A 25,678-nucleotide genomic window follows, 5' to 3' on the forward strand; every position below is an offset into this window, starting at 1 on the left:
ATGAGCGAAGCACCCCACGAATCTCCCGTCAAAACCCCCGGGCAGTTGGTTGCCGTCATCATCGCGTCGTTCGCGATCCCGATCGTCCTGATCGTCCTGTTCGCCACCTATGCGAACCATGTGTTCCGTTCCGGCGCCGGCACGGACGCGCTGTCCGACGAGCAGGTCGCCGCACGTATCAAGCCGCTCGCGCAGGTCGACGTGAAGGACGCCAACGCGCCCCGCACGTACAAGACCGGCGAGGCAGTCTACAAGGCCGTCTGCGTGACCTGCCACGGCACGGGCGCCGCCGGTGCGCCGAAGTTCGGCAACAAGGACGACTGGGCGCCGCGCATCTCGCAGGGCTTCGACACGCTGCTGAAGACGGCCCTCGCCGGCAAGGGCGCGATGCCGCCGCGCGGCGGCACGAGCCCCGACGACGTCAGCGACTATGAAATCGCCCGCGCGATCGTCTACATGGCGAACAACGACGGCGCGAACTTCCCCGAACCGGCCGCGCCGGCCGCCAACGCGGCGCAGCCCGCCAGCGGCACGGCAAGCGCGTCGGGCGCGGCCGACGCCGCGAGCGCGCAGATCGCCGCGGCGCAGGCCGCGATCGCCGCGATCCCGAAGGCCGGCGAACAGCCCGCGGCCGCACCGGCCAGCGCCGATGCGGCAACCGCCGGCAAGGCGCTGTACACGTCGACCTGCCAGGCCTGCCACGCGGCAGGCGTGCTCGGCGCGCCGAAGTTCGGCAGCAAGGAAGACTGGGCGCCGCGCCTGAAGGACTCGATGGATACGGTCTACAACTACGCGCTGCACGGCAAGGGCGCGATGCCGCCGAAGGGCGGGGCGAACAACGCGTCGGATGCCGACGTGAAGGCGGCCGTCGACTACATGGTCAACGCGTCGAAGTAACGCCGGCCCACCCGTAAAAAACCCCCGCGGCGCACGCGCATCGCGGGGGTTTTGTTTTGCCGGGCCGCCGGATCGCCGGCTGCCGGATCGCCGTGCGCCCGACGGCGCCGCCGCATCACTTCTGCAGCAACGCCTTCAGGCTCGCGAGCCGATCCTTCGGCGACATCGGCGCTTCTTCCGGCGTGGGCGGCGGCGCTTCGTCGAGGCCCATCTCGGGGATGAAGCGAGACGGCTCGCACACGACCGTCTCGCGCGCCCGCTTGCGCTTCTTGCACCAGTTCAGGTGCAGGCTGCGCTGCGCGCGCGTGATCGCGACGTACATCAGCCGGCGCTCTTCCTCGATCCGCTCGCTGTCGATCGGGCCGTCGTCCTCGCTGCCGCCGCGGTGCGGCATGATGCCCTCCTCGACGCCGACCAGGAACACGTGCGGATACTCGAGCCCCTTCGACGCATGGACGGTCGACAGCCGCACGGCGTCCGGATCCTCGTCCTTGCCCTCGAGCATCGACATCAGCGCGACGGTCTGGATCAGGCCGAGCAGGTTCTTGCCCGTATCGGCGAGCCCGTCCGCGTTGTGGAAGCCTTCCGCCTCGCCGTCGACGGCCTCCGTCTCTGGCTTCGTGCCCTTGCGCTTCAGCCATTCGAGGAATTCGAGCACGTTCTGCCACTTCGACTGCGCCTGCCGCTCGTCGAACGCGTCGTACAGGTACGCCTCGTAGTGGATCGCCTCCATCATGTCGTCGAGCACGACGGTCGCGGGCTCCTTGTCCGCGCGCTCGGTCAGGCGCTGGATGAAGTCGCAGAACATCCTGAGCGGCTCGACCTGGCGCGCGGACAGCCGCGCCTCGATGCCGCCCATGTACACGGCCTCGAACAGCGACACCTTCGCCTGCCCCGCGAACGAGCCGAGCGCCTCGAGCGTCGTGTTGCCGATCCCGCGGCGCGGCGTCGTGACCGCGCGGATGAACGCGGGATCGTCGTCGGCGTTCGCGATCAGCCGCAGGTACGCGCACAGATCCTTGATCTCGGCCTTGTCGAAGAACGACTGGCCGCCCGACAGCACGTACGGGATCCGCTCGCGCCGCAGCACCTGCTCGAAGATGCGCGCCTGGAAATTGCCGCGATACAGGATCGCGTAGTCGCGGAACTGCGCGCGCCGCTCGAACTTGTGCGCGGACAGCCGGAACACGACCGATTCGGCCTCGTGCTCCTCGTCGTTGCACGGGGTGACGGTGATCGAATCGCCCATCCCGTGCTCGGACCACAGCTTCTTCTCGAACAGCTTCGGGTTGTTCGCGATCACATTGTTCGCGGCGGTCAGGATCCGCACCGTCGACCGGTAGTTCTGCTCGAGCTTGACCAGGTGCAGCTTCGGGAAATCCTTGCCGAGCTGCGCGAGGTTCTCGAGCGTCGCGCCGCGCCAGCCGTAGATCGCCTGGTCGTCGTCGCCGACCGCCGTGAACGCGGCGCGCGGGCCGGCGAGCAGCTTCAGCAGCTCGTACTGGCACGCGTTGGTGTCCTGGTACTCGTCGATCAGCAGGTAGCGCAGCTTGTTCTGCCAGCGGTCGCGCACCTGCTCGTTCTTCGCGAACAGCTCGGCGGGCAGGCGGATCAGGTCGTCGAAGTCGACCGCCTGGTACGCATGCAGCGTCGCCACGTAGTTGCGGTAGACCAGCGCGGCCTGGTGCTCGTCCTCGTTGGCCGCGATCGCCATCGCCTCGTCGGGCATGATCAGGCCGTTCTTCCACAGCGAGATGATGCTCTGGATCTTGCGGATCAGCCCCTTGTCGGTGGTGCCGAGCTGCTCCTGGATCATCCCGAAGCAGTCGTCCGAATCCATGATCGAGAACTGCGGCTTCAGGCCGACGTGCTCGGCCTCCTGGCGCAGGATCTGCACGCCGAGCGAATGGAACGTGCAGACGGTGAGCTGGTTGACGGGCACCTTGCGGCCTTCCTTGCCGGGCGTGGTGAGCGTCTTGCCCTCGAGCAGCTTCGACACGCGCTCGCGCATTTCCGCGGCCGCCTTGTTCGTGAACGTGACGGCGGCGATGTGGCGCGGCTCGAAGCCTTTCGCTTCGATCAGGTGCGCGATCTTCTGCGTGATCACGCGGGTCTTGCCGCTGCCCGCGCCGGCGAGCACGAGACAGGGACCGTCGAGGTAGCGCACCGCTTCGTTCTGGGCGGGATTGAGGCCTGCGGACATGATGACGGATGGTGTTGCGGTTGACGGCGGAACGCCGGGAGGATGCCGTGCGCGGCAGGCTGGCGAAGCAGGCGGACACGCGGGCAGGACGCGCATGTTAACACGTCGGCGGCGCGTATTTCGGGAGCGCCGCCGGACGGGGCCGTGCGGGCCGATCGCCCGGCCGCGCCCTGTCCGTCCGGCCAATCCGGCCCCGTTCGCGCACCGATCGGCCACAATATGCGCACACCGGCGGCGCCGCACGCCGGGCCCGCATGAACCGCCTGAAACGCCACCGGATCGACACCATGGGATACCCGCTCGCCACCGCCGCCCTCGGCCCGCTACTGTTCGCGCAGGGGCGCTACGTGCGGCGCGTCACGCCGCGGCTGCCCGAGGCGGCCGGCCCGCGCGACGGCGTGGCCGGCAACGGCCCGCCGCTGCGTGTGCTGGTGGTCGGCGATTCCGCCGCCGCGGGCGTCGGTGTCGCGACGCAGCACGACGCGCTGTCCGGGCAACTGGCGAGCGAACTGGCGGCCACGCACCGCGTGAGCTGGAAGCTGCTCGCGCGCACGGGCCTGACCACCCGGGATCTCGTCGATTGGCTCGCCGCCGAGCCGGCCAAGCCGTTCGACGTTGCCGTGACGTCGCTCGGCGTCAACGACGTGACGGGCGGCGTGCCGCCGGCCCGCTGGCAGGCGGCGCAGGCCGAACTCGTCCGGACGCTCGCCGGGCGCTTCCGGGTCGGGCACGTGATCCTGTCGGCAGTGCCGCCGATGGAACGCTTTCCGGCGCTGCCGCAGCCGCTCGCGTGGTATCTCGGGCTGCGCGCGAAACGGCTCAACGCGGCGCTCGCCGGCTGGGCCGCCGCGCAGCCGCATTGCACGTTCCTGCGAGTCGCGCTGCCGCTCGAACGCCACCTGATGGCCGCCGACGGCTTCCACCCAGGCGAAGCTGCATGCGCCGTGTGGGCCGCACAGGTCGCTGCCGCCGTGCGGCAGCGGGCGGCCGCATGACACGGCACGGCGCTCACGCGCCGGCCGTTTGCCTCGAAGCCGGGCAGGCAGCCACGCGCGCACGGTGCGCGGTCTCGCGCAAATGCCGGCTTCCATTGCGCATGCGCCGCGTCTCCCCGCGCATTTCGCCCAACGCGCCAGTACAAGCGGCGGCGCCATGCCAAAATAGCCGGTCGTCCTCGCGCCGCCTCGGCGCGCCATCCTTTAATTTCCTTCGCAGCCAGGAATTGCCATGTCGTCATTGCTCAGGATTGGTTTGATGGGTTTCGGTTTCGCCGGCGCGACGTTCCACGCGCCCGTGATCGCCACGAGCGGCCGCACTGAAGTCGCCGCGATCGCGACGGGCCAGCCCGATCGCGCACAGGCCGCGTATCCGGGCGCGCGCGTCGTCCCCGACCTCGACACGCTGCTCGGCCTCGACGACATCGAGTGCGTGGTGATCGCCACGCCGAACGACACGCACTTCGCGCTCGCGCGCCAGGTGCTCGAAGCCGGCCGTCACGTGGTCGTCGACAAGCCCGTCACGCTCACCGCCGACGAAGCACTTGCGCTTGCGCGGCTCGCGAACGCGCGCAGCCGGCTGTTCGCGCCGTTCCACAACCGCCGCTGGGACGGCGATTTCCTCACCGTGCGCCGCATCGTCGAATCGGGCGAGCTCGGCCGGCTGACCTGCTTCGCGTCGCACTTCGACCGCTTCCGGCCGACGCCGCGCACGCGCTGGCGCGAGGAGCCCGCACGCGGCGGCGGCCTGCTGCTCGACCTCGGCCCGCACCTGATCGACCAGGCGCTCGTGCTGTTCGGCGTGCCGGAAACGGTGAGCGCAACCGTCAAGACGCGCCGCGACAACGGCACGGCGCCCGATTTCGTGCACCTGCTGCTCGGCTATCCGGACAAGGACGTCGCGCTGCATGCGAGCGCGCTGGCGGCGATCGAGCCCGCGCGCTTCACGCTGCACGGCACGCGCGGCAGCTACCAGAAGTTCGGGCTCGACACGCAGGAAGACCAGCTCAAGGCCGGCCTCACCGCGGACGACGTCGAGTTCGGCGGCGGCAACCCGCCCGGCCTGTTGCGCGTGCTCGACGGCGAAGTCGAAGTCGAGCGCCCGGTGCCGACGCTCGACGGCCAGTACGCGGAGTTCTACCGCGCGCTCGCCGCGTCGATCCGCGACGGCGCGCCGTTCCCCGTCACCGCGCAGGACGCCGTCGACGTGATGACGATCATCGAGCTCGCCGCGCAGAGCGAGCACGACGGCCGCCGGCTGCCATTCGTGCGCCGCACGGTCTGACACCGCGCGCCGGCCGGTTGCGGCCGGCACGCGTGTGCCGGGGCAACCGGAACAATCGGTTACAAATGCCGGGGGAACGAAAGTCAGCGGTAGACCTGTCTGACGCGTTTCTCAAAAAAAGTCGATCCGACACCAATCCGTCAGGAGAATGTTGATGCAACGGTTGATTCGCGCAGCAGCGTGCTGCGTGCTGGTTTCCTCGCTCGCGGCCTGTGTCGTGCAGCCGCAGCGGCCTGCCCGGCAGGCGCCCCCGCCGCGGCCGAATCCGCAGGTCGTCGCGAACGAGCGCATGCAGGAGGTCCAGGGCCGGATCGACAACCTGCATCGCCGCATCGACGCGCGCGTGAACGGCGGCTACTACCCGCCGCCGTATGGCGCGCAGCTTCACCACCGCCTCGACGTGATCCGCCAGGAAGCGAACGACATGGCCGCGCAGCACAGCGGCGGCCTGTCCGGCGACGAGCAGCGCGTGCTGAACCAGGAACTCGACACGGCCGCGCGCGCGATCGGCGAGTAACGCGCCGGCGCCCGCCGGAGTGGAAAAAAGCGGCGGCACGGGTTGCCGCCGCTTGTCGCGAAGCGACATTCTTTTGCTCAAATTGACAAGGTCCAACCGCTCGCGTACAGTCGCCCGCACGCGTCGGGAGAGCGTGTGACCGCGTTGCTGAAACGCCGGTCGCGCCGCCGAAGGGGCACACCCGCAAACTCTCAGGCAAAAGGACCGACCGCGTCGGGGAATCCCGTCCGCGCATTGCGCGGGCCGCACTCCCCGCACTCTGGAGAGCGGCAGTAGCCCGCTGCGCACATGCTGCGCGGGCAAGCTGCCCACCGAAGGGGCGCGCGCTCGCCGGGCTTTGCTCGCAGCGCAATCTCTCAGGTATCGAGGACAGAGGGGCATGTACCTGATCGCTCGCAGCCCGTCGGCCGCGGCGGTCGGCACATGGCCGTTCTGATCCGCGCGCAAGCGCCTTGCCTGAGGCCTCGATGACTGCACTGAATCACACCCCGCTCAACGCCGCGCACCGCGCGCTCAATGCCCGCATGGTCGACTTCGGCGGCTGGGACATGCCCGTCAACTACGGCTCGCAGATCGAAGAACACGAAGCCGTGCGCACCGACGCCGGCATGTTCGACGTGTCGCACATGTGCGTCGTCGATTTCACCGGCAGCCGCGTGCGCGCGTTCTTCGAGCACGCGATCGCGAACAACGTCGGCAAGCTCAAGACGCCCGGCAAGGCGCTCTACTCGTGCCTGCTCAATCCGCAGGGCGGCGTCGTCGACGACCTGATCGTCTACTACTTCACCGAAGAATTCTTCCGCGTCGTCGTCAACGCCGGCACCGCCGAGAAAGACATCGCGTGGTTCAACAAGCTCAACGAACAAGGCGGCTACGGCCTCACGATCGCGCCGCGCCGCGATTTCGCGATCGTCGCCGTACAGGGCCCGAACGCCCGCGAAAAGGTCTGGACGACCGTGCCCGCCGCGCGCGCCGCGACGAGCGAGCTGAAGCCGTTCAACGCCGCGCAGGTCGCCGGCACGCCGTTCGGCGATCTCACCGTCGCGCGCACCGGCTATACCGGTGAAGACGGCTTCGAGGTGATCGTCCCGGCCGTGCATGTCGAAGCGCTGTGGAACGCACTGCAGCAAAGCGGCGTGCGCCCGTGCGGGCTCGGCGCGCGCGACACGCTGCGCCTCGAGGCCGGCATGAACCTGTACGGCCAGGACATGGACGACACCGTGTCGCCGCTCGACGCGGGCCTCGCGTGGACGGTCGACCTCACCGCACCGCGCGACTTCGTCGGCCGCGCCGCGCTCGAGCGCGACGGCACGCGCGCCGCGTTCGTCGGCCTGGTCCTGCAGAAGGAAAACGGCAAGGCGGGCGGCGTGCTGCGCGCGCACCAGAAGGTCGTCACGCCGCACGGCGAAGGCGAGATCACGAGCGGCACGTTCTCGCCGTCGATGCAGGAATCGATCGCGTTCGCGCGCGTGCCGACGGCCGTCCAGGTCGGCGACACGATCCAGGTGCAAATTCGCGACAAGAATCTTCCCGCGCGCGTGGTAAAACTGCCGTTCGTGCGCAACGGCAAGGTCCTCGCTGCGTAACGGCCGGGGGCCTGCCTCCCGGGAAGCCGGGAGATGGCGCCCGGCGCAAACCACATCCGGCGCGCCCCGGCGGCGCGCCAGCAGAACGAATCACACCCTTTTATCCAGGAGCATCCGATGAGCAACGTCCCGGCCGATCTGAAATACACCGAAGAACACGAGTGGATCCGCACCGAGGCAGACGGCACGCTGACGGTCGGCATCACCGATCACGCGCAGAGCACGCTCGGCGACATCGTCTTCCTCGAACTGCCCGAAGTCGGCAAGTCGGTGACCGCGGGCGACGCGGTCGGCGTCGTCGAATCGGTGAAGGCGGCATCCGACATCTACTCGCCGGTGTCCGGCGAGATCGTCGAAGTCAATGGCGCGATCGTCGACGCGCCGGACCAGGTCAACGGCGACGCGTACGCAAGCTGGCTCTTCAAGATCAAGCTCGCGGCCGGCGCATCGACCGACAAGCTGATCGACGCCGCCGCCTACACCAAGCTGATCGACTAATTTCCTTACCCGAACCGCGCGGGGCCGGCCAGCCGCCCCGTCCCGCGCGGGACCAGAGTCACGCCATGAAGCTCGAACACCCGGACCGCCTGATGAACCGCACGCCCCTCTCGCTCGCCGCGCTCGAAACGCACGACGCGTTCGCCGAACGCCACATCGGCCCCGACGCCGCCAGCCAGCAGGCCATGCTCGACACGCTCGGCTTTGCGTCGCGCGCCGCCCTGATGGACGCCGTGATCCCGGCCTCGATCCGCCGCGCCGAAACGCTGCCGCTCGGCCCGTTCGCGCAGCCGAAGAGCGAGGCCGAAGCCCTCGCCGCGCTGCGGGTTCTCGCGGACAAGAACCAGGTGTTCCGCTCGTATATCGGCCAGGGTTACCACGACACGCACACGCCGGCGGTGATCCTGCGCAACGTGCTCGAAAACCCGGCGTGGTACACGGCCTACACGCCGTACCAGCCCGAAATTTCCCAGGGCCGCCTCGAGGCGCTCCTGAACTTCCAGCAGATGGTGACCGACCTCACGGGCCTCGCGATCTCGAACGCGTCGCTGCTCGACGAGGCCACCGCCGCGGCCGAAGCGATGACGCTGCTGCAGCGCACCGGCAAGCCGAAGTCGAACGTGTTCTACGTCGCCGACGACGTGCTGCCGCAGACGCTCGAAGTGATCCGCACGCGCGCGCTGCCGATCGGCATCGAGGTCAAGACGGGCCCGGCCGCCGACGCGGCACAATCGAACGCGTTCGGCGTGCTGCTGCAATACCCGGGCGTGAACGGCGACGTGCGCGACTACCGCGCACTCACCGAAGCGATCCACGCGGCCGGCGGCCACGTGGTCGTCGCGGCCGACCTGCTCGCGCTCACCGTGCTGACGCCGCCCGGCGAATGGGGCGCGGACGTCGCGATCGGCAACACGCAGCGCTTCGGCGTGCCGATGGGCTTCGGCGGCCCGCACGCCGCGTATCTCGCGGTGCGCGACGAATTCAAGCGCCAGATGCCGGGCCGCCTCGTCGGCGTGACGGTCGACGCGCAGGGCAAGCCCGCGCTGCGCCTCGCGCTGCAGACGCGCGAACAGCACATCCGCCGCGAAAAGGCGACGTCGAACGTGTGTACCGCGCAGGCGCTGCTCGCGATCATGGCCAGCATGTACGCGGTCTACCACGGCCCGCACGGGCTGAAGACGATCGCGCTGCGCGTGAACCGCATCGCGGCGCTGTTCGCCGCCGGCGTGAAGCAGCTCGGCTTCGCGACCGTCAACGACACGTTCTTCGACACGCTGACGATCGACACCGGCGCGCGCACCGCGCAGGTTCACGAATTCGCGAAGGGCAAGCGCATCAACCTGCGCCGCGTGAGCGACACGCAAGTCGGCGTATCGGTCGACGAAACGACGACGCGCGACGACCTCGCCGATCTCCTCGATGTGTTCGCGCAGGCCGCGGGCGGCACCGCGCCGGCCGTCGACGCGCTGGACGCGGGCCTCGCCGGCGTCGCCGCGCTGCCGGCCGGCCTCGAGCGCACGAGCGCGTACCTGACGCACCACGTGTTCAACCGCCACCATTCCGAAACCGAAATGCTGCGCTACCTGCGCAGCCTGTCGGACAAGGATCTCGCGCTCGACCGCTCGATGATCCCGCTCGGCTCGTGCACGATGAAGCTGAACGCGACGTCGGAAATGCTGCCCGTCACGTGGCCCGAGTTCGGCGGCATCCACCCGTTCGCGCCGGCCGACCAGACCGTCGGCTACCGCGAGATGATCGACCAGCTCGAGCAGATGCTCGTCGCGGCCACCGGCTACGCGGCCGTGTCGCTGCAGCCGAACGCGGGCTCGCAGGGCGAGTACGCGGGCCTGCTGATCATCCACGCCTACCACGCATCGCGCGGCGAAGCCCACCGCGACGTGTGCCTGATCCCGGCGTCCGCGCACGGCACGAACCCGGCGTCCGCGCACATGGCCGGCATGAAGGTCGTGGTCGTCGCCTGCGACGCGCAGGGCAACGTCGACATCGCCGACCTGCAGGCGAAGGCCGAGCAGCACTCGAAGGACCTCGCGGCGATCATGATCACGTATCCGTCGACGCACGGCGTGTTCGAGCAGAACGTCCGCGAGATCTGCGAGATCGTCCATGCGCACGGCGGCCAGGTGTACGTCGACGGCGCGAACATGAACGCGATGGTCGGCCTGACCGCGCCGGGCCAGTTCGGCGGCGACGTGTCGCACCTGAACCTGCACAAGACCTTCTGCATCCCGCACGGCGGCGGCGGCCCGGGCGTCGGCCCGGTCGCGGTCGGCACGCACCTCGCGAAGTTCCTGCCGAACCAGCGTTCGACCGGCTACGCGCGCGACGAAAACGGCATCGGCGCGGTGTCGGCCGCCCCGTACGGCTCGGCGTCGATCCTGCCGATCTCGTGGATGTACATCGCGATGATGGGCGCGAAGAACCTGACCGCCGCGACGGAAACCGCGATCCTCAACGCGAACTACATCGCGAAGCGCCTCGCGCCGCACTACCCGGTGCTGTACTCGGGCCCGGGCGGGCTGGTCGCGCACGAATGCATTCTCGACCTGCGTCCGATCAAGGATTCGAGCGGCATCAGCGTCGACGACGTCGCGAAGCGCCTGATGGACTACGGCTTCCATGCGCCGACGATGAGCTTCCCGGTGCCGGGCACGCTGATGGTCGAGCCGACCGAATCGGAATCGCAGGAAGAACTCGACCGCTTCATCGCCGCGATGATCGCGATCCGCGAGGAAATCCGCGCGGTCGAGGAAGGCCGCGCCGACCGCGAGGACAACCCGCTGCGTCACGCACCGCACACGGCGGCCGTCGTCACCGCGAACGAATGGCCGCACGCGTACTCGCGCGAGCAGGCTGCATACCCGGTCGCGTCGCTCGGCACGAACAAGTACTGGCCGCCGGTCGGCCGCGCGGACAACGCGTACGGCGACCGCAACCTGTTCTGCTCGTGCGTGCCGATGTCGGAGTACGCATAACGCGCGCCAGGCCCCGAGCCGTCCGATGGTGATCGCACCGCACGCAACTCCGTGTTGCGTGCGGTTTTTGCGTTCGCCGCTCGAACCGGTGCGCGTTCGTCCGCCAATCCGGCTAACATCACACGCGATCCAGCCAATGAAGGAGTTCCGCATGGTGCGTCCGATGTTTCCGGGCCATGGTGCAACGCAGAGTCGGCCGCGTGCGCGCCGGTTCGTGCCGATGCTCGTCGCGTCGCTGTCGTTCGCCGCCGCCGGCCTCGGCGCGTCCGGCAGCGCGCGCGCGGCGATGAATTTCTGCGCGGCGCCGGCACTGCAGGCGAGCGAGACGACCCAGGCCGAGCCGGGCGTGCAGGCGCTGATCCGCAGCGTCGACGCGCGTATCGGCGAGCAGCCGAAGGCGATGCCGCGCGTGCACACCGAGGGCACGCTGCCGCACGAAGGCATCTACGATCAGAGCGCCGCCGCGCTGAAGGACATGGACCTGATGCGCGATGCGGCGCTCGCGTGGCGCGTGACGAACGCGCCGCGCTACCTGCAGCTCGTCGACCGCTTCCTGTCCGCGTGGGTCGCGACCTACCAGCCGAGCTTCAACCCGATCGACGAGACGCGCTTCGAAAGCCTGATCATCGCGTACGACATGACCGCGAGCGCGCTGCCGGTGAAGACCCGCAACGCGACGGCCGCGTTCATCGCGAAGCTCGGCGCCGGCTATGTCGCGCAGATCGACGCGCAGAAGCGCCCGCTCACCGGCACCTGGCGCAACAACTGGCAGAGCCACCGGATCAAGCTGATCGCACTGTCCGCGTTCACGCTCGGCGACCGCAGGATGATGAACGCCGCGCAGCGGCTGTTCGTCGAGCATCTCGCCGACAACATCGGCCCGGACGGCAGGACGTGGGACTTCGAGGAGCGCGATGCGCTGCACTACGCGGTGTACGACCTGCAGCCGCTGGTGACGGCCGCGCTCGCCGCGCGCCGCTTCAACCGCAACTGGCTGCGCGAGCGCGGCGCGAACGGCGCGACGCTCGAGGCCGCGCTCGACTGGCTCGTGCCGTACGCGCTCGGCGAGAAGACGCACGAGGAATTCGTGAATTCGCCGGTGCCGTTCGACGCGAAGCGCCGCGAGGCCGGCCTGCCGGGCTACACGGGGCAGTGGGACCCGAAAAACGCCACTGAACTCTTTCATCTGGCCGCGCGGCTGGACGGGCGCTACGCCCGCGTCGCGCAGCAGCTTTCCCCGACGCCGCCCGCATGGCTCGCCGCGTGCCTGCCATTGCAGGCGCGCTAGCACTACTCTTAAAGCAAGGCAGGTATCGAAATGGCAGTCAGCGTGTTTGACCTCTTCAAGATCGGCATCGGTCCGTCCAGTTCGCATACGGTCGGACCGATGCGCGCGGCGCTGATGTTCGTCCAGGGCCTCGAGCGCGACGGGCAGCTCGATGCGACGGCCCACGTGAAGGTCGAGCTGTACGGCTCGCTCGGCGCCACCGGCAAGGGCCACGGCACCGACCGTGGCGTGATGCTCGGCCTGCTCGGCGACGCGCCCGACACCGTCGATCCCGAAACCATCGACGCGCGGCTGGAAGAGGTCCGCAAGTCGAAGAAGCTCGCGCTGCTCGGCACGCATCCGGTGCCGTTCGTGCTGAAGGAGAACATCGCGTTCTACCGCCAGGCGCTGCCCGAGCATCCGAACGGGATGAAGCTGCGCGCGTCCGACGCGAACGGCGCGGTGCTGGTCGAGCGCACGTACCTGTCGGTCGGCGGCGGCTTCGTCGTGACGGCCGGCGCGCCGAACACGAAGGTGCTGAGCGCGGCCGAGCAGATGACGCACCCGTTCCGCACCGGCGCGGAGCTGCTCGCGCTGACCGAATCGACCGGCAAGTCGATCGCGCAGCTGATGTGGGAAAACGAGCGCGCGTGGCACACCGAGGAAGAAACACGCGACGGGCTGCTGAAGATCTGGGCCGTGATGCAGTCGTGCGTGTCGCGCGGCTGCGGGATCGGCAACCCCGATGCCGACGGCAACCTGCCCGGCCCGTTCCAGGTCAAGCGCCGCGCGCCGCAGCTGTACCGCACGCTGACGGGCAGCCCGGAGCGCGCGCTGCAGGATCCGCTGTCGATGATCGACTGGATCAACCTGTACGCGATCGCGGTCAACGAGGAAAACGCGGCCGGCGGCCGTGTCGTCACCGCGCCGACCAACGGCGCGGCCGGCATCATCCCGGCCGTGCTGCACTACTACACGCGCTTCACGCCCGGCGCGAACGAGCAAGGCGTGATCGACTTCCTGCTGACGGCCGCCGCGATCGGCATTCTTTACAAGCTCAACGCGTCGATTTCGGGCGCGGAAGTCGGCTGCCAGGGCGAAGTGGGCGTCGCCTGCTCGATGGCGGCGGGCGCGCTCGCGGCCGTGCTCGGCGGCACGCCGCAGCAGGTCGAGAACGCGGCCGAGATCGGCATGGAGCACAACCTCGGCCTCACCTGCGACCCGGTCGGCGGGATGGTGCAGATCCCGTGCATCGAACGCAACGCGATGGCGTCGGTGAAGGCCGTCAACGCGGCGCGCATGGCGCTGCGCGGCGACGGCTCGCACTACGTGTCGCTCGACTCGGTGATCAAGACGATGCGCGAGACGGGCGCCGACATGAAGACGAAGTACAAGGAAACGTCGCGCGGCGGGCTGGCGGTGAATATCGTCGAGTGCTGAGGCAGTACGCGACGGTAACGCGGGGCGAATCGATATCCCGCATTACCGTCGAACGCAGCCAACGCACTAATCGTTCAGCCAGTTTTCCATCCGCAACCCCGGATAGCTCGCAAAATCCCGCTCGTTGTTGGTCACGAGGACGACATCGAGCGATACGGCATGAGCCGCGATCAGTTTGTCGAGATGATCCTTCTTCCGCTCGCGGGTTGCTTCACGGACAGGACCGTACGCTTGCGCAGCCGCGACGTCGAACGGCGCAACGGGAATATCGTCGATCAGCGCGGCAAGATTGCGGCGCTCCCGTGCAGGACTCGCACACACGGCGACGCCATACTCGAGTTCGGCATACGTGATCGCCGACATCACGACGTCCCCTGTGTAGCATTGCGCGAATCGTCTTGCGACCTGCTCCGGCTGATTCTTCATCAGATGGATGCACATGTTGGTGTCGAGCATATAGCGCGGCATCACAGACCCTCGCGCTCGGCCTGCTCCTGATCGCCGCGTCCTTCGGACATGAAATCCGGCCCGAATTTCGCGAACTTCTCGAGCACTCGGGTCAGAGGCCGCCGCGTAGGCCGAATACGGATTTCGTCACCCACTCGCTCGATTTCCAGTTCGATATCGCTGCGCTCATAGGCAAGGTCCGCTGGAATCCGTACGGCCTGCGAGTTGCCGTTCCGAAATACCCTGGTGGTATGCATGTCGATCTCCCATCCGGATGTACGTCGGATGTACTTTAGGTCATTTCTGATCTCTTGTAAATCCATGTGTGTACATGATGATCCGCTCGGCAGAGGTGTGCTCAATGGGGTCGTGCCTCGATCCGTAAGCAGAACATTTGCACGTCCATCTTTCCCCTCCCGTCATGATGTTCCTCCGGTGCTCGAGGGCTTGATTCAGCCCCGTTCCGACACTTGGTGAATTGCATCGAGCACCGAGCCCGGGGCCATGCATCACGGCCACTGCCGCCGCGCACGCAATACGCGGAGAATCTCCACGATGTTGTCGGCCGGCCGGATCCGATACACGAGCACGTAGTTCGGCGCGACCACCAGCTCGCGCGTGCCCGCCACGCGCCCTTGCCGATACAGCTCGGCGCGCGCGGGCAACGCCGCGGCCCGCTTCTCCAACCGCTCGTCCAGCTCGAGCGCGGCCAGCGGGTCGTCCTGGCCGATGTAGTCCATGATCGCGGCGCGGTCCTCGCACGCCTTCGGATGCCAATGCAGCGCGAGGGTCAAGCAGCATTACCCCGCTTGCCCGCGATCCGTTGACGCAGCGCGGCACGGCGCGACGCAAACTCTGCGCTGACCTCGGCATCGGGAATCGACGGGCGCGGATCGTCCAGCGCCTGCTGCACCTGCTCGCGAAACCAGCGGTCGTGGACTGCCGCTTCATGGGCCGCCTTCAGCGCGGCCGCACGATCGGGCCGGGTCGCCCGGCCGGCTGCATCCGGGTCGAAATCCGACGCGTCCACATCGAACCGGCTGATGCCGATCTCGCGCAGAAACCCGACCAGCGTTTCAAAACGGCGGAACACGCGCACGTCGCCGTGCTTGGCCGCCAGGAGCCGTTCGCTCGCGCCGCAGCGGGCCGAAACGGCCCAGCCGTTGCCGCAGCCGATCACACGCGCGGCGTGCACGGCGCCGGCCTCGACGAGCTGGACGAGCGTCTTTTGATCGATCGTTTCGGTTGTCATGGTGGATTCTCGATTCCGTTCGTCATTCCGGGAAATTTTACTATTGAATGGCATCCCATTTTATTATTACTTGGTAGACGCGACATCGACGATCGAGACCCGTATTCGTCTCGACATTCGTAGCCCTCACTTTTCCCTGTCGGGCGATCGCGCACAAGCTGCCCGTTCGGCCAACCGCAACCGGCGAACGCGGGCGACGCGCCGTCCGAATCACTCCGTGTTCCGACACTTTTCACCGCCCCGCCGACAGGCGTAAGCTGTACGTCCCGCTACCCAGGGAGACGGCAGCCCATGTCGCATTCCAAGGATCTCGAGCCGCGCGCCACCACCGGTGCGCGACTGCTCGTCGATGCGTTGCTCGCCAATCACGTCGAACGCGTGTTCTGCGTGCCGGGCGAGAGTTTCCTCGCCGTACTCGATGCGCTGGCGGACGACACCGCGCGCATCCAGACGGTCGTCTGCCGCCACGAGGCGGCCGCCGCGAACATGGCCGAGGCCGTCGGCAAGCTGACCGGCCGCCCCGGCATCGCGTTCGTCACGCGCGGGCCCGGCGCGACGCATGCGTCGATCGGCGTGCACACCGCGTTCCAGGATTCGACGCCGATGATCCTGTTCGTCGGCCAGTGCGCACGCGAGCACCTCGACCGCGAAGCCTTCCAGGAAATCGACTACCGTCGGATGTTCGGCCAGATGGCGAAATGGGTCGCGCAGATCGACGATCCGCGCCGCATCCCCGAATACCTGAGCCATGCGTTCCACGTCGCGATGTCGGGCCGGCCCGGCCCGGTCGTGCTCGCGCTGCCGGAAGACGTGCTGTCCGAAGCATGCGCGCCGCAGCCGGTCGTGCCGGCCGCGAAACGCGTCGCCGCCGCGCCGTCGGCCGCGCAGATCGACGAGCTGCGCGAGCGGCTCGCGCGCGCGGAACGGCCGCTCGCGATCGTCGGCGGCAGCGGCTGGACGCCCGACGCGTGCGCGAACCTGCGCAGCTTCGTCGAGCGCTGGCAACTGCCGGTCGCATGCGCGTTCCGCTACCAGGACACGATCGACAACGCGCACCCGAACTACGCGGGCGACGTCGGGCTCGGGATCAATCCGGCGCTCGCGAAACGCATCCGCGACGCCGACCTGCTGCTCGTGATCGGGCCGCGCCTCGGCGAAGCGACGACCGGCGGCTACACGCTGCTCGACATCCCGAAGACGCGCCAGACGCTGATCCACGTGCACCAGGGCGCGGACGAGCTCGGCCGCGTGTATGCGGCCGACCTGCCGATCGTGTCGGGAATGCCCGAGATCGCCGCGCCGCTCGCCGCGCTCGAACCGCCCGAGCGCCCTGCGTGGGCCGGCACGGCCGCCGACGCGCATCGCGCGTACCGCGAATGGCACGCGCCGCTGCCGATGCCCGGCGACGTCCAGCTCGGCGACGTGATGGTGCAGTTGCGCGAGCGCCTGCCGCACGACGCGATCCTGACCAACGGCGCCGGCAACTATGCAATCTGGCTGCATCGCCACTTCGCGTACCGGCACTTCCGCTCGCAGCTCGCGCCGACGAGCGGCGCGATGGGCTACGGCATCCCGGCCGCGCTCGCCGCGAAATCGCTGTACCCGTCGCGGGCCGTCGTCGCGCTCGCGGGCGACGGCTGCTTCATGATGGCCGGCAACGAGCTCGCGACCGCGATGCAGTACGGGCTGAACATCGTCGCGATCGTCGTCAACAACGGGCATTTCGGCACGATTCGCATGCATCAGGAGCGCAACTATCCGGGCCGCGTGCACGGCACGGGGCTCACGAATCCCGATTTCGCCGCATATGCGCGCGCGTTCGGTGCGCATGGCGAGACGGTCGAGCACACCGCCGATTTCGCGCCCGCGCTCGAGCGCGCGCTGACCTGCGGGCTGCCTGCGCTGATCGAGATCCGCATCCCGCAGGACGCCAGCACGCCGGCCGCTACACTAGAACAGATCCGCGAGCAGGGCCGCCGCGCACGCGGCGGATGACGGTGGAAATGCGCACCGCGCCGCGCGGCGTCGCGCTGTCGCACGACGACGCGCTCGTGCTCCCCGGCACGCTGCTCGCGCCCGACGGCACACTCGTCGCGCCGTACGACATCGAGCACGGCGATGCCCGCGCCGTCGGCCACGTGCCGGCCGCGGCCGCGCTCGGCCTGCTGCACGCCGCGCACCGGCCGTTCCGGCTCGACTACGACGGCGCACGGCATGTGCACGTGATCAACGGGATGGGCGTCACGCTCGGCGATTCGGTGATCGGGCTGACCGCGCTCGCCGCACTGCGCGCGGCGCACGCGGGCCTGCGTTTCACGCTGTACCGGCCGGCCCGCACGCCGCGCCATGTCGACGCGCTGTATGCGCTCGCGGCCGACGTCGTCGCTCCATCGCGCACGCTGCCGTGCCCCGTCGACGCGCTGCCGGCGGACGCGCCGTGCATCGACGTCGGCAATCACCTGTACTGGCCCGCGTTCGCGCGGCTGCCAATGATCGATTTCTTCCTCGACGCGCTCGGCGCCGACCCGGCCGCCGTGCCGGCCGCCGCGAAGCGCAACCGCTGGCTCGCGCGGCTGCCGCTGCCCGCGCTGCCGGCCGCATGGCAGCGGCCGTACGTGCTGTTCTGCCCGAATGCGAGCACCGCGGTGCGCAGCGTGCCGCCCGCGCTGCGCGCGGCGTTCGTGGAACGGCTCGCGCAACGCTACGGGCTGCCGGTGGCCGGGTTCGGCCCCGTCGCGCATCCGGCCTACACCGACGTGAGCGGCGACGCTGCCGATACCGCGCGCTTCATCGCATGGATCAAGGGTGCAAGCCTGTTGTTCGCGCCCGACACGGCCGCGCTGCATCTCGCCGACGGTTTCGACGTGCCGACGCTCGCGTGTTTCACGACGATCGGGCCGGCGCTGCGCGTGCGCGACTATCCGCATTGCGTGCCGGTCGAACTCGACGTGCCGGCCGAATTGCACGGGCTGCATCGCAGCGAGCGGCCGGCCGATCTCGCGGCGGTCGAGGCCGCGTATCGCGCGATCGACTGGGATGCGCTCGCGTGGCCGGCGCCGCGCGAAGCGGCGGCGATCACCGGATAAGAAAACAGCACGCGGCAGCCAGCCGGAACGCCGTCGTCACCCCGCCGCGACCATCGCCGCGCGATCGCGCAGCGTCTCCGACGGCCGCTTGCCGAACAGCCTTCGATAATCGGTCGCGAACTGGCTGAGATGCCAGAAGCCCCACGCCTCCGCGACGTCCTGCACCGAGCCGGCCGCGCGGCCGCACAGGTCGCGCCGCGCGCCGTTCAGCCGCAGCGTGCGCAGATAGGTCGCGGGCGCCATCCCGAGCACGTCCTGGAAGCAGTATTGCAGCGTGCGCCGGCTCACGTGCAGCTGTTCGCACAGCTCGGGCACGCCGACCGGACGCGTGCGGTGCGCAAGCACGTAGTCGCGCGCCTGCTCGACGATCCAGCGGCGCGTCGACGGCGCGCGGCCGGCGCCGTCGTCGGCCGGTTGCGCACACGCATCGAACAGCGCGGCCAGCACCTCGGCCTGCAGCTCGTCGCGCTGCGCATCGGGCAGCGGGCCGGCCACGGCCACGGCCACCGCGCCGTCGAGCCGGCGGCCGAGCAGCGCGCACAGGCGCGCGAGCCGCGCATCGCCGACCTGCATCACGCGCTGCGTGAACAGCCGCTCGTCGAGCGCGCAGCGTTCGACCTCCTCCGCATAGCGGCGCAGCACCTCGCCGCGCACGACGACGCCGTAGATCGAGAACTGCGCGGGCGTCAGCAGTTCGAATTCGACGTTGCCGGGCCGGAACGCGAGCGCGCCGGGCCCGATCCGGCATGCATCGACGCGTGCCGCGCCGTCGCACACGAGCGGGATGCCGAACCAGTACGCATCGCCGCGCACCTCGCATGCCTGGCGCAGCAGATGGCTGGTCGATTCGCGAAACAGCTTCATCGTGTCGAGCGGCAGCTCGGTCAGCGTGCCGACGAAGCGGCCGGCCGCGAGCTGGTCGTAGGTCTGCCGCCAGCCGATCAGGTTGCGCGCCTGCTCGTCCGCGTCGTGCGCGACGCTGACGACCGCCTGCCCGGCCAGCGCGTCGTCGCCTTGCGCGTTGCGACGCGTGTCTTCGGCCGTCGGTTCTTCGATACTCGCCACGTATTGATCCATCGTGTTCTCCCTCGCCTGCCCGGAACCCCACCTGTCACGCAAGTCCCGTGCCGAACCGCGTGGCCCGGCGCACAACCCGTCATTTCACGCTGTCCGGCCGTTGTGCGCGATACGGGCGCACCCGAAGGCGGCGTGCCGCGCACGCCGCCGGTGCGATCCGCGCTGCGACCGCGCATATCCGCTGCCGTCGCCACCGGCTACCGAATACCGGCTACCCGGCCGGTTTCAGCCGCACGACCCGCGTGCCGCAGTTGCCGTACGCCTGCGCGACCGCCAGATCGACGATCGCGCTGCCGGTCGGCCAGGGCGCCGCTTCCGCTTCGGGCAAATCTGCGCGCAGCGTCGCGCGGCCGTTGATCCGGTATCGGATGCCGCGCACGAAATCGACGAACAGCAACCCGACCCCGCTGCCGTCGCACGCTGTCGCGTCGATCCGGCCATCGCCGTGTGCGGGCAACACGAACCGCAGCGTCTTCGTGTCGATCACGCGGACGACGGGCAGCAGGTCGCCGTTCGCGTCGCGCAAGCTCTGCACGATGTCGCAGGTCACGGCTGCGCGTCCCCCGCATGCAGTGCCGACGAACATGAACGGCTGCGTTTCGACGAACTGCCGCACGCCGATGCTCACGCGCGTCGTGACGGCGTCGCTCATCCGCTCGGCTTCGTCCGCCACGCCGAAGCGGTGCTGTGCGTCGAGTTCGCCCGCGTGGAATACGGGGTGGCGCGGAAAGGATCGGGGAAGGTCTGCCATGCCGGTTTTCGTTACACGCATCGGCGCACCGGGCCGCAGCGAACACGCGGCTGCCGCTATCGTTTCCGGCGCTGGCCGCGACGGTGCGAGGCCTGCGCCGGGTGTCGGATGTCGAAGTCGAAAATGGCGAAGTGCCGGCTGACCGGATGACAGGCAGTCAGCACATCGCACCCGCGTGTGCGCCGCTCGACGGTCGGGCAAACATCGCTCGGCCGTCGAACGTTCTACGCAGCCCGCGCATCGCGCGTGTCACCGCCGAACACCGGCAACCGTACGGCCGGCCCCGGCGCTTCGCCACTGCCTTGACGATCAGGTCAGAAGAACCCGAGCGCCTCGGCCTGGTAGCTGACCAGCAGGCACTTCGTCTGCTGATAGTTCGACAGCGCCATCTTGTGCGTCTCGCGGCCGATCCCCGACTGCTTGTAGCCGCCGAACGCCGCGTGCGCCGGGTACAGGTGGTAGCAGTTGGTCCACACGCGGCCGGCCTCGATCTCGCGGCCCATCCGGTACGCACGCGTGCCGTCGCGCGTCCACACGCCCGCGCCGAGCCCGTAGAACGTGTCGTTCGCGAGTTCGATCGCTTCCTGCTCGTCCTTGAACGTCATCACCGACGCGACCGGCCCGAAGATCTCTTCCTGGAACACGCGCATCTTGTTGTTGCCGAGCAGCATCGTCGGCTTCACGTAGTAGCCCGTGCCGAGTTCGGCAGCCGGCGCCGTGCGTTCGCCGCCCGTCAGGCATTGCGCGCCTTCGCCGCGGCCGATGTCGATGTACGACAGGATCTTGTCGAGCTGCTGCTGCGACGCCTGCGCGCCGATCATCGTCTGCAGGTCGAGCGGGTGGCCGGACTTGATGCGCTCGACGCGCGCGACGGCCTTCTCGATGAAGCGTTCGTAGATCGATTCCTGGATCAGGATGCGCGACGGGCACGTACATACCTCGCCCTGGTTCAGCGCGAACATCGCGAGCCCTTCGAGCGTCTTGTCGAGGAACGCATCTTCCCGATCGAGCACGTCGGCGAAGAAGATGTTCGGGCTCTTGCCGCCCAGTTCGACCGTCGACGGGATCAGGCTCTCGGCCGCCGCGCGCAGGATGTGCTTGCCGACCGGCGTCGAGCCCGTGAACGCGATCTTCGCGATCCGCTTGCTGGTCGCGAGCGCTTCGCCCGCTTCCTTGCCGAAGCCGTTCACGATGTTGATCGTGCCGGCCGGGAACAGGTCGCCGATCAATTCCATCAGCACGAGCACCGACGCAGGCGTCTGCTCGGCCGGCTTCATCACGACGCAGCAGCCGGCCGCGAGCGCCGGCGCGAGCTTCCACGCGGCCATCAGCAGCGGGAAGTTCCACGGGATGATCTGGCCGACGACGCCGAGCGGCTCGTGGAAGTGGTACGCGACGGTGTTGTCGTCGATTTCGGAGATGCCGCCTTCCTGTGCGCGGATACAGCCCGCGAAGTAGCGGAAGTGGTCGACCGCGAGCGGCAGGTCGGCCGCCATCGTCTCGCGCAGCGGCTTGCCGTTGTCGATCGTCTCGGCCACGGCCAGCAGCTTCAGGTTCTTTTCCATCCGGTCGGCGGCGGCGAGCAGCAGGTTCGCGCGCTCGGCCACGGACGTCTTGCCCCACTTGCGGCGCGCGGCATGCGCGGCGTCCAGCGCCAGCTCGATATCGTCGGCGCCCGAGCGCGGAATGCGGCAGAACGGCTGGCCGTTGATCGGCGACACGTTCTCGAAATACTCGCCCTTCACCGGCGCCACCCACTTGCCGCCGATGTAGTTGTCGTACTGCTGACGGTACGGGTATTCGACGTCGAGGCCCAGTTGTTTCAGATCAAACGGGTTCATACATGTCTCCTGTTCATCGTGCTTGTGTGAATGCAGCGCCGGTTGGATCGCGCTGCATCGGTTTACGCAACATGCGTGCCAAACGGACGGGAGCGGAACGAAAGCACGACGACCACGGCCGGCCCGCGTGCGCGCCGTGCGGTGTTCACGCACGCAGCACGGCGGGTGTGCCGATTCGGAACACCGCGACTGCGCAGCGGCGTGGCCGGTGTTCGGAATTTCCACAGCGGCTGTGCCGGACGGCACGGACATGCAGACTGCGACGCGTGGCATGTCGCTTGCGTGCGAATCGCGCATCCCGTCCATACGCAGCGGCGTTCGCGCCGACCGACACCATGAGCGACTCCGGCCCCCTGACCGACGACGCCGTCGCGTTCATCCGCGAGCAGGTGTTCGTGATCGTCGCGACCGCCGACGCGGCGGGCGACAGCGACTGCTCGTACCGCGGCCGCCAGCCGCGCGCCGACGGCTCGTTCGAGCCGCTCGTCGACATCCCCGACCGCCGCACGCTCGTGCTGCCCGACTTCGCGGGCAACAACCTGTTCAACACGATCGGCAACCTGCTCGTGAATCCGGCCATCGCGCTGCTGTTCGTCGATTTCATGCGCCAGACGACCTGGCTCGTGCGGGGCCGCGCGACGATCGACGAGGATGCGGAAAGCCGCGCGCATCTGTGGCCCGACGCGCGGCGTTATGTGGTGATCGAGGTGGAGCACGCGCAGGCGCGCGCGGATGCGGCGCTGCCGTTACTCGTGCTGGCGTGATGCGATGCGTTTGGCGGATCGTCAGCGTGCGGATGCGCTCATGACGAAATGCGCCGGCGCTCCGGCTGCCATTACCTGAACGCCCATGCTCGACGACGCAACGCTCAACGCCCGTGCGTCTCCGCACAAGCCGGTTCGATCCGGCTGCGCGCCGGCGCGTCGGCTGGCGCATGCCCGTCCGCGTCGTCGCCCGCTTCAGCCGCCGGCCGCCCGCCGAGAAACACGAACACCACCACCGCGCACAGCACCGTGACGACGGCCAGCCCGGTCAGCAGCCGATCAAACGCGTGCGTATAACTCGCAAGCAGCGCCGCGTGACCGACACCCGGCAACGCAGCAGCCGCACCCGCGAGGTCGCCGGTCGCGAGCCGCGCGGCCGCACGCAGCGTCGCGTCGGGCGTGCCGGCGGCACCGGCCGCCTGCCGCAGCCCCGTCTGCGCGAGCGCGGCCAGCACCGCGCCGACGATCGCAAGCGCGATCCCCTCGCCGGCCACGCGCGTCGTGCTGAAGATCCCCGTCGCCATCCCCGCGCGTTCCTTCGGCACGACGCTCACCGACAGCCCGTCCATCAGCCCCCACGGCATCCCGGCGCCAACCCCGATCGCCAGCATCGGCGCAATCGCCGCCGTCCCCGCGCCGCCGCGCAGCGCGACACCCAGCCACATCAGCCCGCCCGCCGCGACCACCAGCCCGAGCGCCGAGATCACGCCGGCCGACAGCCAGCGCGTGAGCGTCGCGGCGGCGAACGGCACGACGAGCATCGGCGCGGAGATCGCGAGCATCAGCCAGCCGGCGTCGATCTCGCTGAAGCCGTCGATGCCGATGAAGCGCAGCGGCAGCACGACGAGCAGCACGATGTAGCAGCAGCAGGTCGACACCGGCAGCACCTGCACGCCGACGAAGCGCGCGATGCGGAACAGCGACAGGTCGAGCATCGGCCGCGCGACGCGCGTCTCGATCGTCACGAACGCGCATGCGCCGAGCGCCGCGCCGGCCAGCAGCACGATCACGAGCGCGCTCGTCCAGCCGCGCGCGGGCGCCTCGATCACGCCGAACGTGAACAGCGTCAGCGCGGCGGTGAACGCGGCCGTGCCGGGCCAGTCGAGCCCCGTCGCATGCGGGTCGCGCGACTCGCGCATGCGCGGCAGCCCGAATGCGAGCGACAGCACGCCGGCCACCGCGCTCGTGACGAAGATCGCGCGCCAGCCGTAGTGCCCGATCAGGCCGCCGGCCAGCACGGGCCCGAACGCGAGCCCGATGCCGAAGGTCGTACCGAGCAGGCTGAACGCGCGCGTGCGCGCCGCGCCGTCGAACTCCTGCGCGAGCGCGGCCGTGCCGCCCGCGAGCGCCGCGGCCGCCGCGAGCCCTTGCGCGGCGCGCAGCAGGTCGACCGCGAGCATCGACGGCGCGAACGCGAGCGCAACCGACATCAGCGTGAAACCGCCGACGCCGATCGCGAACAGCCGCTTGCGGCCGAACTGGTCGGCCAGCGCGCCGGCCGCCATCAGGAAACTGCCGAACGCGAGCATGAACGCGTTGGTGATCCAGTTCATCGCGACCGTGCCGCCATGCAGGTCGCGGCCGATCGCCGGCGTCGCGACCGCGCCGCCCGAAAACGACAGCGGCAGCGCGACGGCGGCCATGCAGACGGCGGCCAGCACCCACGCGCGCCGCCGCGCCGAAACCGCCGATACGGCTGAAAACGGGTGATCCATCATCGCTCCTCGAAAAGCCGGCGCGGATGCGCCGCCAGAGCGACAGAAGATAAATCCGATTCAATCCGTGAAAAACCACGCGAAGTTCCACATATAACGGATTAAAATTCCGCAATTCACTCGCCGCGCCCGTCGGCGCATGCACTTCGATTCGATGGAAAACCTGACCGCCATCGTCGCCTTCGTCCGCACCGCCGAAGCGCTGAGCTTCGTCGCGGCCGGTCGCGCGCTCGGCATCTCGGCGTCGGCGGTCGGCAAGACGATCGCGAAACTCGAGCAGTCGCTCGGCGTGCGCCTGTTCAACCGCACGACGCGGCGCGTCACGCTGACCGAAGAGGGGCGGCACTTCTACGAACGCTGCCAGCGGATCCTCGAGGATTTCCGCGATGCGGAAGCGACCGTGACGGCATCGGCGCAGCGCCCGCGCGGCAAGCTGCGCGTGAGCCTGCCGGTGATCGGCTACCGCTTCCTGCTGCCGGTGATGCCCGAGTTCCGGCAGCGCTATCCGGACGTCGAGCTCGATCTCGATTTCAACGACCGGATGGTCGACGTCGTCGAAGGCGGCTTCGACGCGGTGATCCGCAGCGGCCCGCTGTCGGATTCGAGCCTGATGTCGCGGCGGCTCGGCCCGTTCGCATTCGTGCTGTGCGCGACGCCCGCGTATCTCGCGCAGGCAGGCACGCCGCACACGCCGCGCGATCTCGAAGCGCACGAATGCGTGCGCTACTGCTTCCCGACCACCGGCAAGCTGCAGGACTGGGCGCTCGCGGCCGACGACGGCACGCCGCTGAAGCTGCGCACCGCAATGACCTGCAACAACATGGAAGCGCTGCGCGGCACCGTGCTCGCGGGGCTCGGCATCGGCTACATGCCCGATTTCCTCGCGCGCGACGCGCTCGAACGCGGCGAGCTCGTGACCGTGCTCGACGACTACCGGATCGCGCCGGGGCAGTTCTCGATCGTGTGGCCGTCGAGCCGGCAGTTGTCGCCGAAGCTGCGCGTGTTCGTCGATTTCCTGTGCGAGCGGCTGTTCAGGTAGCCGCCCGGCACGCAGTCGCGCAGCG

The 25,678-nt window shown here is 69.1% G+C and carries 22 protein-coding genes and 2 riboswitches; of the genes, 13 read left to right on the forward strand and 9 right to left on the reverse strand.

Features of this window, described 5'->3' with window-relative positions:
* Complete coding sequence (locus tag AC3WLY_RS29505; RefSeq protein ID WP_492332739.1) at window positions 1-897, forward strand: c-type cytochrome; 897 nt, start codon at window positions 1-3, stop codon at window positions 895-897.
* Between the two features lie 115 nt (window positions 898-1,012).
* Here AC3WLY_RS29505 and AC3WLY_RS29510 read toward each other — a convergent pair whose 3' ends face one another.
* On the reverse strand, window positions 1,013-3,100 hold the full coding sequence (locus AC3WLY_RS29510) for a UvrD-helicase domain-containing protein (protein ID WP_175962713.1): 2,088 nt from the start codon (window positions 3,098-3,100) through the stop codon (window positions 1,013-1,015).
* A 287-nt stretch (window positions 3,101-3,387) separates the two neighbouring features.
* Here AC3WLY_RS29510 and AC3WLY_RS29515 point away from each other — a divergent pair, with 287 nt between their 5' ends.
* From AC3WLY_RS29515 to AC3WLY_RS29550, 8 genes are all read left to right on the forward strand, one after another.
* Window positions 3,388-4,095, forward strand: coding sequence for an SGNH/GDSL hydrolase family protein (locus tag AC3WLY_RS29515; RefSeq protein WP_492309685.1), 708 nt, complete (start codon window positions 3,388-3,390; stop codon window positions 4,093-4,095).
* Between the two features lie 232 nt (window positions 4,096-4,327).
* Window positions 4,328-5,380, forward strand: a complete 1,053-nt coding sequence (locus tag AC3WLY_RS29520) for an oxidoreductase (protein ID WP_492309684.1) — start codon at window positions 4,328-4,330, stop codon at window positions 5,378-5,380.
* 154 nt (window positions 5,381-5,534) lie between these two features.
* Window positions 5,535-5,897 (forward strand): hypothetical protein, encoded by a 363-nt coding sequence (locus AC3WLY_RS29525; RefSeq protein ID WP_347064609.1) that lies wholly within the window; start codon window positions 5,535-5,537, stop codon window positions 5,895-5,897.
* 114 nt (window positions 5,898-6,011) lie between these two features.
* A riboswitch (glycine riboswitch) is annotated at window positions 6,012-6,114 on the forward strand.
* A gap of 32 nt (window positions 6,115-6,146) precedes the next feature.
* Window positions 6,147-6,280, forward strand: a riboswitch (glycine riboswitch).
* Window positions 6,281-6,364: 84 nt separating this feature from the next.
* Entirely contained in the window at window positions 6,365-7,483 is a 1,119-nt protein-coding gene (gene gcvT / locus AC3WLY_RS29530) for a glycine cleavage system aminomethyltransferase GcvT (protein WP_492309683.1), read from the forward strand.
* A gap of 117 nt (window positions 7,484-7,600) precedes the next feature.
* Window positions 7,601-7,981, forward strand: a complete 381-nt coding sequence (gcvH, locus tag AC3WLY_RS29535; protein ID WP_175962709.1) for a glycine cleavage system protein GcvH — start codon at window positions 7,601-7,603, stop codon at window positions 7,979-7,981.
* 65 nt (window positions 7,982-8,046) lie between these two features.
* Entirely contained in the window at window positions 8,047-10,974 is a 2,928-nt protein-coding gene (gcvP, locus tag AC3WLY_RS29540) for an aminomethyl-transferring glycine dehydrogenase (protein ID WP_492309682.1), read from the forward strand.
* A gap of 151 nt (window positions 10,975-11,125) precedes the next feature.
* Window positions 11,126-12,262, forward strand: coding sequence for an alginate lyase family protein (locus tag AC3WLY_RS29545; RefSeq protein WP_492309681.1), 1,137 nt, complete (start codon window positions 11,126-11,128; stop codon window positions 12,260-12,262).
* 30 nt (window positions 12,263-12,292) lie between these two features.
* The gene (locus tag AC3WLY_RS29550) at window positions 12,293-13,681 is read left to right on the forward strand and encodes an L-serine ammonia-lyase (protein WP_310139357.1); all 1,389 of its coding nucleotides are present in this window, start codon (window positions 12,293-12,295) and stop codon (window positions 13,679-13,681) included.
* 66 nt (window positions 13,682-13,747) lie between these two features.
* Here AC3WLY_RS29550 and AC3WLY_RS29555 read toward each other — a convergent pair whose 3' ends face one another.
* The 4 genes from AC3WLY_RS29555 to AC3WLY_RS29570 all read right to left on the reverse strand — a co-directional run bounded on the left by AC3WLY_RS29555 (window position 13,748) and on the right by AC3WLY_RS29570 (window position 15,380).
* Window positions 13,748-14,149 carry a type II toxin-antitoxin system VapC family toxin gene (locus AC3WLY_RS29555; protein WP_492309680.1) on the reverse strand — a complete coding sequence of 134 codons (402 nt, stop codon included), beginning with the start codon at window positions 14,147-14,149 and terminating at the stop codon, window positions 13,748-13,750.
* Complete coding sequence (gene vapB / locus AC3WLY_RS29560) at window positions 14,149-14,385, reverse strand: type II toxin-antitoxin system VapB family antitoxin (RefSeq protein ID WP_072445316.1); 237 nt, start codon at window positions 14,383-14,385, stop codon at window positions 14,149-14,151. Before vapB ends, AC3WLY_RS29555 begins: the two co-directional genes overlap by 1 nt.
* 252 nt (window positions 14,386-14,637) lie before the next feature.
* A complete protein-coding gene (locus AC3WLY_RS29565) occupies window positions 14,638-14,922 on the reverse strand; it encodes a type II toxin-antitoxin system RelE/ParE family toxin (RefSeq protein ID WP_175962704.1) in 285 nt (94 codons plus the stop codon).
* Window positions 14,919-15,380, reverse strand: coding sequence for an antitoxin PaaA2 family protein (locus AC3WLY_RS29570; RefSeq protein ID WP_492309679.1), 462 nt, complete (start codon window positions 15,378-15,380; stop codon window positions 14,919-14,921). Before AC3WLY_RS29570 ends, AC3WLY_RS29565 begins: the two co-directional genes overlap by 4 nt.
* Before the next feature lie 291 nt (window positions 15,381-15,671).
* On the opposite strand from AC3WLY_RS29570, the gene AC3WLY_RS29575 reads away from it, so the two are divergent.
* Window positions 15,672-17,375, forward strand: a complete 1,704-nt coding sequence (locus tag AC3WLY_RS29575; RefSeq protein WP_492309678.1) for a thiamine pyrophosphate-binding protein — start codon at window positions 15,672-15,674, stop codon at window positions 17,373-17,375.
* Complete coding sequence (locus AC3WLY_RS29580) at window positions 17,372-18,466, forward strand: glycosyltransferase family 9 protein (protein WP_492309677.1); 1,095 nt, start codon at window positions 17,372-17,374, stop codon at window positions 18,464-18,466. The genes AC3WLY_RS29575 and AC3WLY_RS29580 overlap by 4 nt, the downstream gene beginning before the upstream one ends.
* Before the next feature lie 36 nt (window positions 18,467-18,502).
* Here AC3WLY_RS29580 and AC3WLY_RS29585 read toward each other — a convergent pair whose 3' ends face one another.
* The 3 genes from AC3WLY_RS29585 to exaC form a co-directional block, all read right to left on the reverse strand.
* Window positions 18,503-19,543, reverse strand: a complete 1,041-nt coding sequence (locus tag AC3WLY_RS29585) for a helix-turn-helix domain-containing protein (protein ID WP_492309676.1) — start codon at window positions 19,541-19,543, stop codon at window positions 18,503-18,505.
* A 211-nt stretch (window positions 19,544-19,754) separates the two neighbouring features.
* Window positions 19,755-20,294, reverse strand: coding sequence for a hypothetical protein (locus AC3WLY_RS29590; RefSeq protein WP_492309675.1), 540 nt, complete (start codon window positions 20,292-20,294; stop codon window positions 19,755-19,757).
* A 314-nt stretch (window positions 20,295-20,608) separates the two neighbouring features.
* Window positions 20,609-22,135 (reverse strand): acetaldehyde dehydrogenase ExaC, encoded by a 1,527-nt coding sequence (exaC, locus tag AC3WLY_RS29595; RefSeq protein ID WP_072445299.1) that lies wholly within the window; start codon window positions 22,133-22,135, stop codon window positions 20,609-20,611.
* Between the two features lie 335 nt (window positions 22,136-22,470).
* On the opposite strand from exaC, the gene AC3WLY_RS29600 reads away from it, so the two are divergent.
* Window positions 22,471-22,899, forward strand: a complete 429-nt coding sequence (locus AC3WLY_RS29600) for a pyridoxamine 5'-phosphate oxidase family protein (RefSeq protein ID WP_492309674.1) — start codon at window positions 22,471-22,473, stop codon at window positions 22,897-22,899.
* A 104-nt stretch (window positions 22,900-23,003) separates the two neighbouring features.
* Here the strand turns inward: AC3WLY_RS29600 and AC3WLY_RS29605 are convergent, their stop codons facing one another.
* Entirely contained in the window at window positions 23,004-24,614 is a 1,611-nt protein-coding gene (locus tag AC3WLY_RS29605; RefSeq protein ID WP_492309673.1) for an MFS transporter, read from the reverse strand.
* A 154-nt stretch (window positions 24,615-24,768) separates the two neighbouring features.
* Between AC3WLY_RS29605 and AC3WLY_RS29610 the strand changes: the two genes are divergently transcribed.
* On the forward strand, window positions 24,769-25,653 hold the full coding sequence (locus tag AC3WLY_RS29610; protein ID WP_492309672.1) for a LysR family transcriptional regulator: 885 nt from the start codon (window positions 24,769-24,771) through the stop codon (window positions 25,651-25,653).
* The last annotated feature ends 25 nt before the right edge of the window (window positions 25,654-25,678 follow it).

It is taken from the genome of Burkholderia sp. FW306-1C-G01B (assembly GCF_058781685.1).

Bases quoted from the DNA above. Each gene is read 5' to 3' on its own strand.
- AC3WLY_RS29505 (WP_492332739.1), top strand. From the start codon at position 1: ATGAGCGAAGCACCCCACGAATCTCCCGTCAAAACCCCCGGGCAGTTG.
- AC3WLY_RS29590 (WP_492309675.1), bottom strand. From the start codon at position 20,294: ATGGCAGACCTTCCCCGATCCTTTCCGCGCCACCCCGTATTCCACGCG.
- AC3WLY_RS29585 (WP_492309676.1), bottom strand. From the start codon at position 19,543: ATGGATCAATACGTGGCGAGTATCGAAGAACCGACGGCCGAAGACACG.
- AC3WLY_RS29610 (WP_492309672.1), top strand. From the start codon at position 24,769: ATGGAAAACCTGACCGCCATCGTCGCCTTCGTCCGCACCGCCGAAGCG.
- AC3WLY_RS29580 (WP_492309677.1), top strand. From the start codon at position 17,372: ATGACGGTGGAAATGCGCACCGCGCCGCGCGGCGTCGCGCTGTCGCAC.
- AC3WLY_RS29570 (WP_492309679.1), bottom strand. From the start codon at position 15,380: ATGACAACCGAAACGATCGATCAAAAGACGCTCGTCCAGCTCGTCGAG.
- AC3WLY_RS29600 (WP_492309674.1), top strand. From the start codon at position 22,471: ATGAGCGACTCCGGCCCCCTGACCGACGACGCCGTCGCGTTCATCCGC.
- vapB (WP_072445316.1), bottom strand. From the start codon at position 14,385: ATGCATACCACCAGGGTATTTCGGAACGGCAACTCGCAGGCCGTACGG.
- AC3WLY_RS29515 (WP_492309685.1), top strand. From the start codon at position 3,388: ATGGGATACCCGCTCGCCACCGCCGCCCTCGGCCCGCTACTGTTCGCG.
- AC3WLY_RS29520 (WP_492309684.1), top strand. From the start codon at position 4,328: ATGTCGTCATTGCTCAGGATTGGTTTGATGGGTTTCGGTTTCGCCGGC.
- AC3WLY_RS29510 (WP_175962713.1), bottom strand. From the start codon at position 3,100: ATGTCCGCAGGCCTCAATCCCGCCCAGAACGAAGCGGTGCGCTACCTC.
- gcvT (WP_492309683.1), top strand. From the start codon at position 6,365: ATGACTGCACTGAATCACACCCCGCTCAACGCCGCGCACCGCGCGCTC.
- AC3WLY_RS29555 (WP_492309680.1), bottom strand. From the start codon at position 14,149: ATGCCGCGCTATATGCTCGACACCAACATGTGCATCCATCTGATGAAG.
- gcvH (WP_175962709.1), top strand. From the start codon at position 7,601: ATGAGCAACGTCCCGGCCGATCTGAAATACACCGAAGAACACGAGTGG.
- exaC (WP_072445299.1), bottom strand. From the start codon at position 22,135: ATGAACCCGTTTGATCTGAAACAACTGGGCCTCGACGTCGAATACCCG.
- AC3WLY_RS29550 (WP_310139357.1), top strand. From the start codon at position 12,293: ATGGCAGTCAGCGTGTTTGACCTCTTCAAGATCGGCATCGGTCCGTCC.
- AC3WLY_RS29605 (WP_492309673.1), bottom strand. From the start codon at position 24,614: ATGGATCACCCGTTTTCAGCCGTATCGGCGGTTTCGGCGCGGCGGCGC.
- AC3WLY_RS29525 (WP_347064609.1), top strand. From the start codon at position 5,535: ATGCAACGGTTGATTCGCGCAGCAGCGTGCTGCGTGCTGGTTTCCTCG.
- AC3WLY_RS29545 (WP_492309681.1), top strand. From the start codon at position 11,126: ATGGTGCGTCCGATGTTTCCGGGCCATGGTGCAACGCAGAGTCGGCCG.
- gcvP (WP_492309682.1), top strand. From the start codon at position 8,047: ATGAAGCTCGAACACCCGGACCGCCTGATGAACCGCACGCCCCTCTCG.
- AC3WLY_RS29575 (WP_492309678.1), top strand. From the start codon at position 15,672: ATGTCGCATTCCAAGGATCTCGAGCCGCGCGCCACCACCGGTGCGCGA.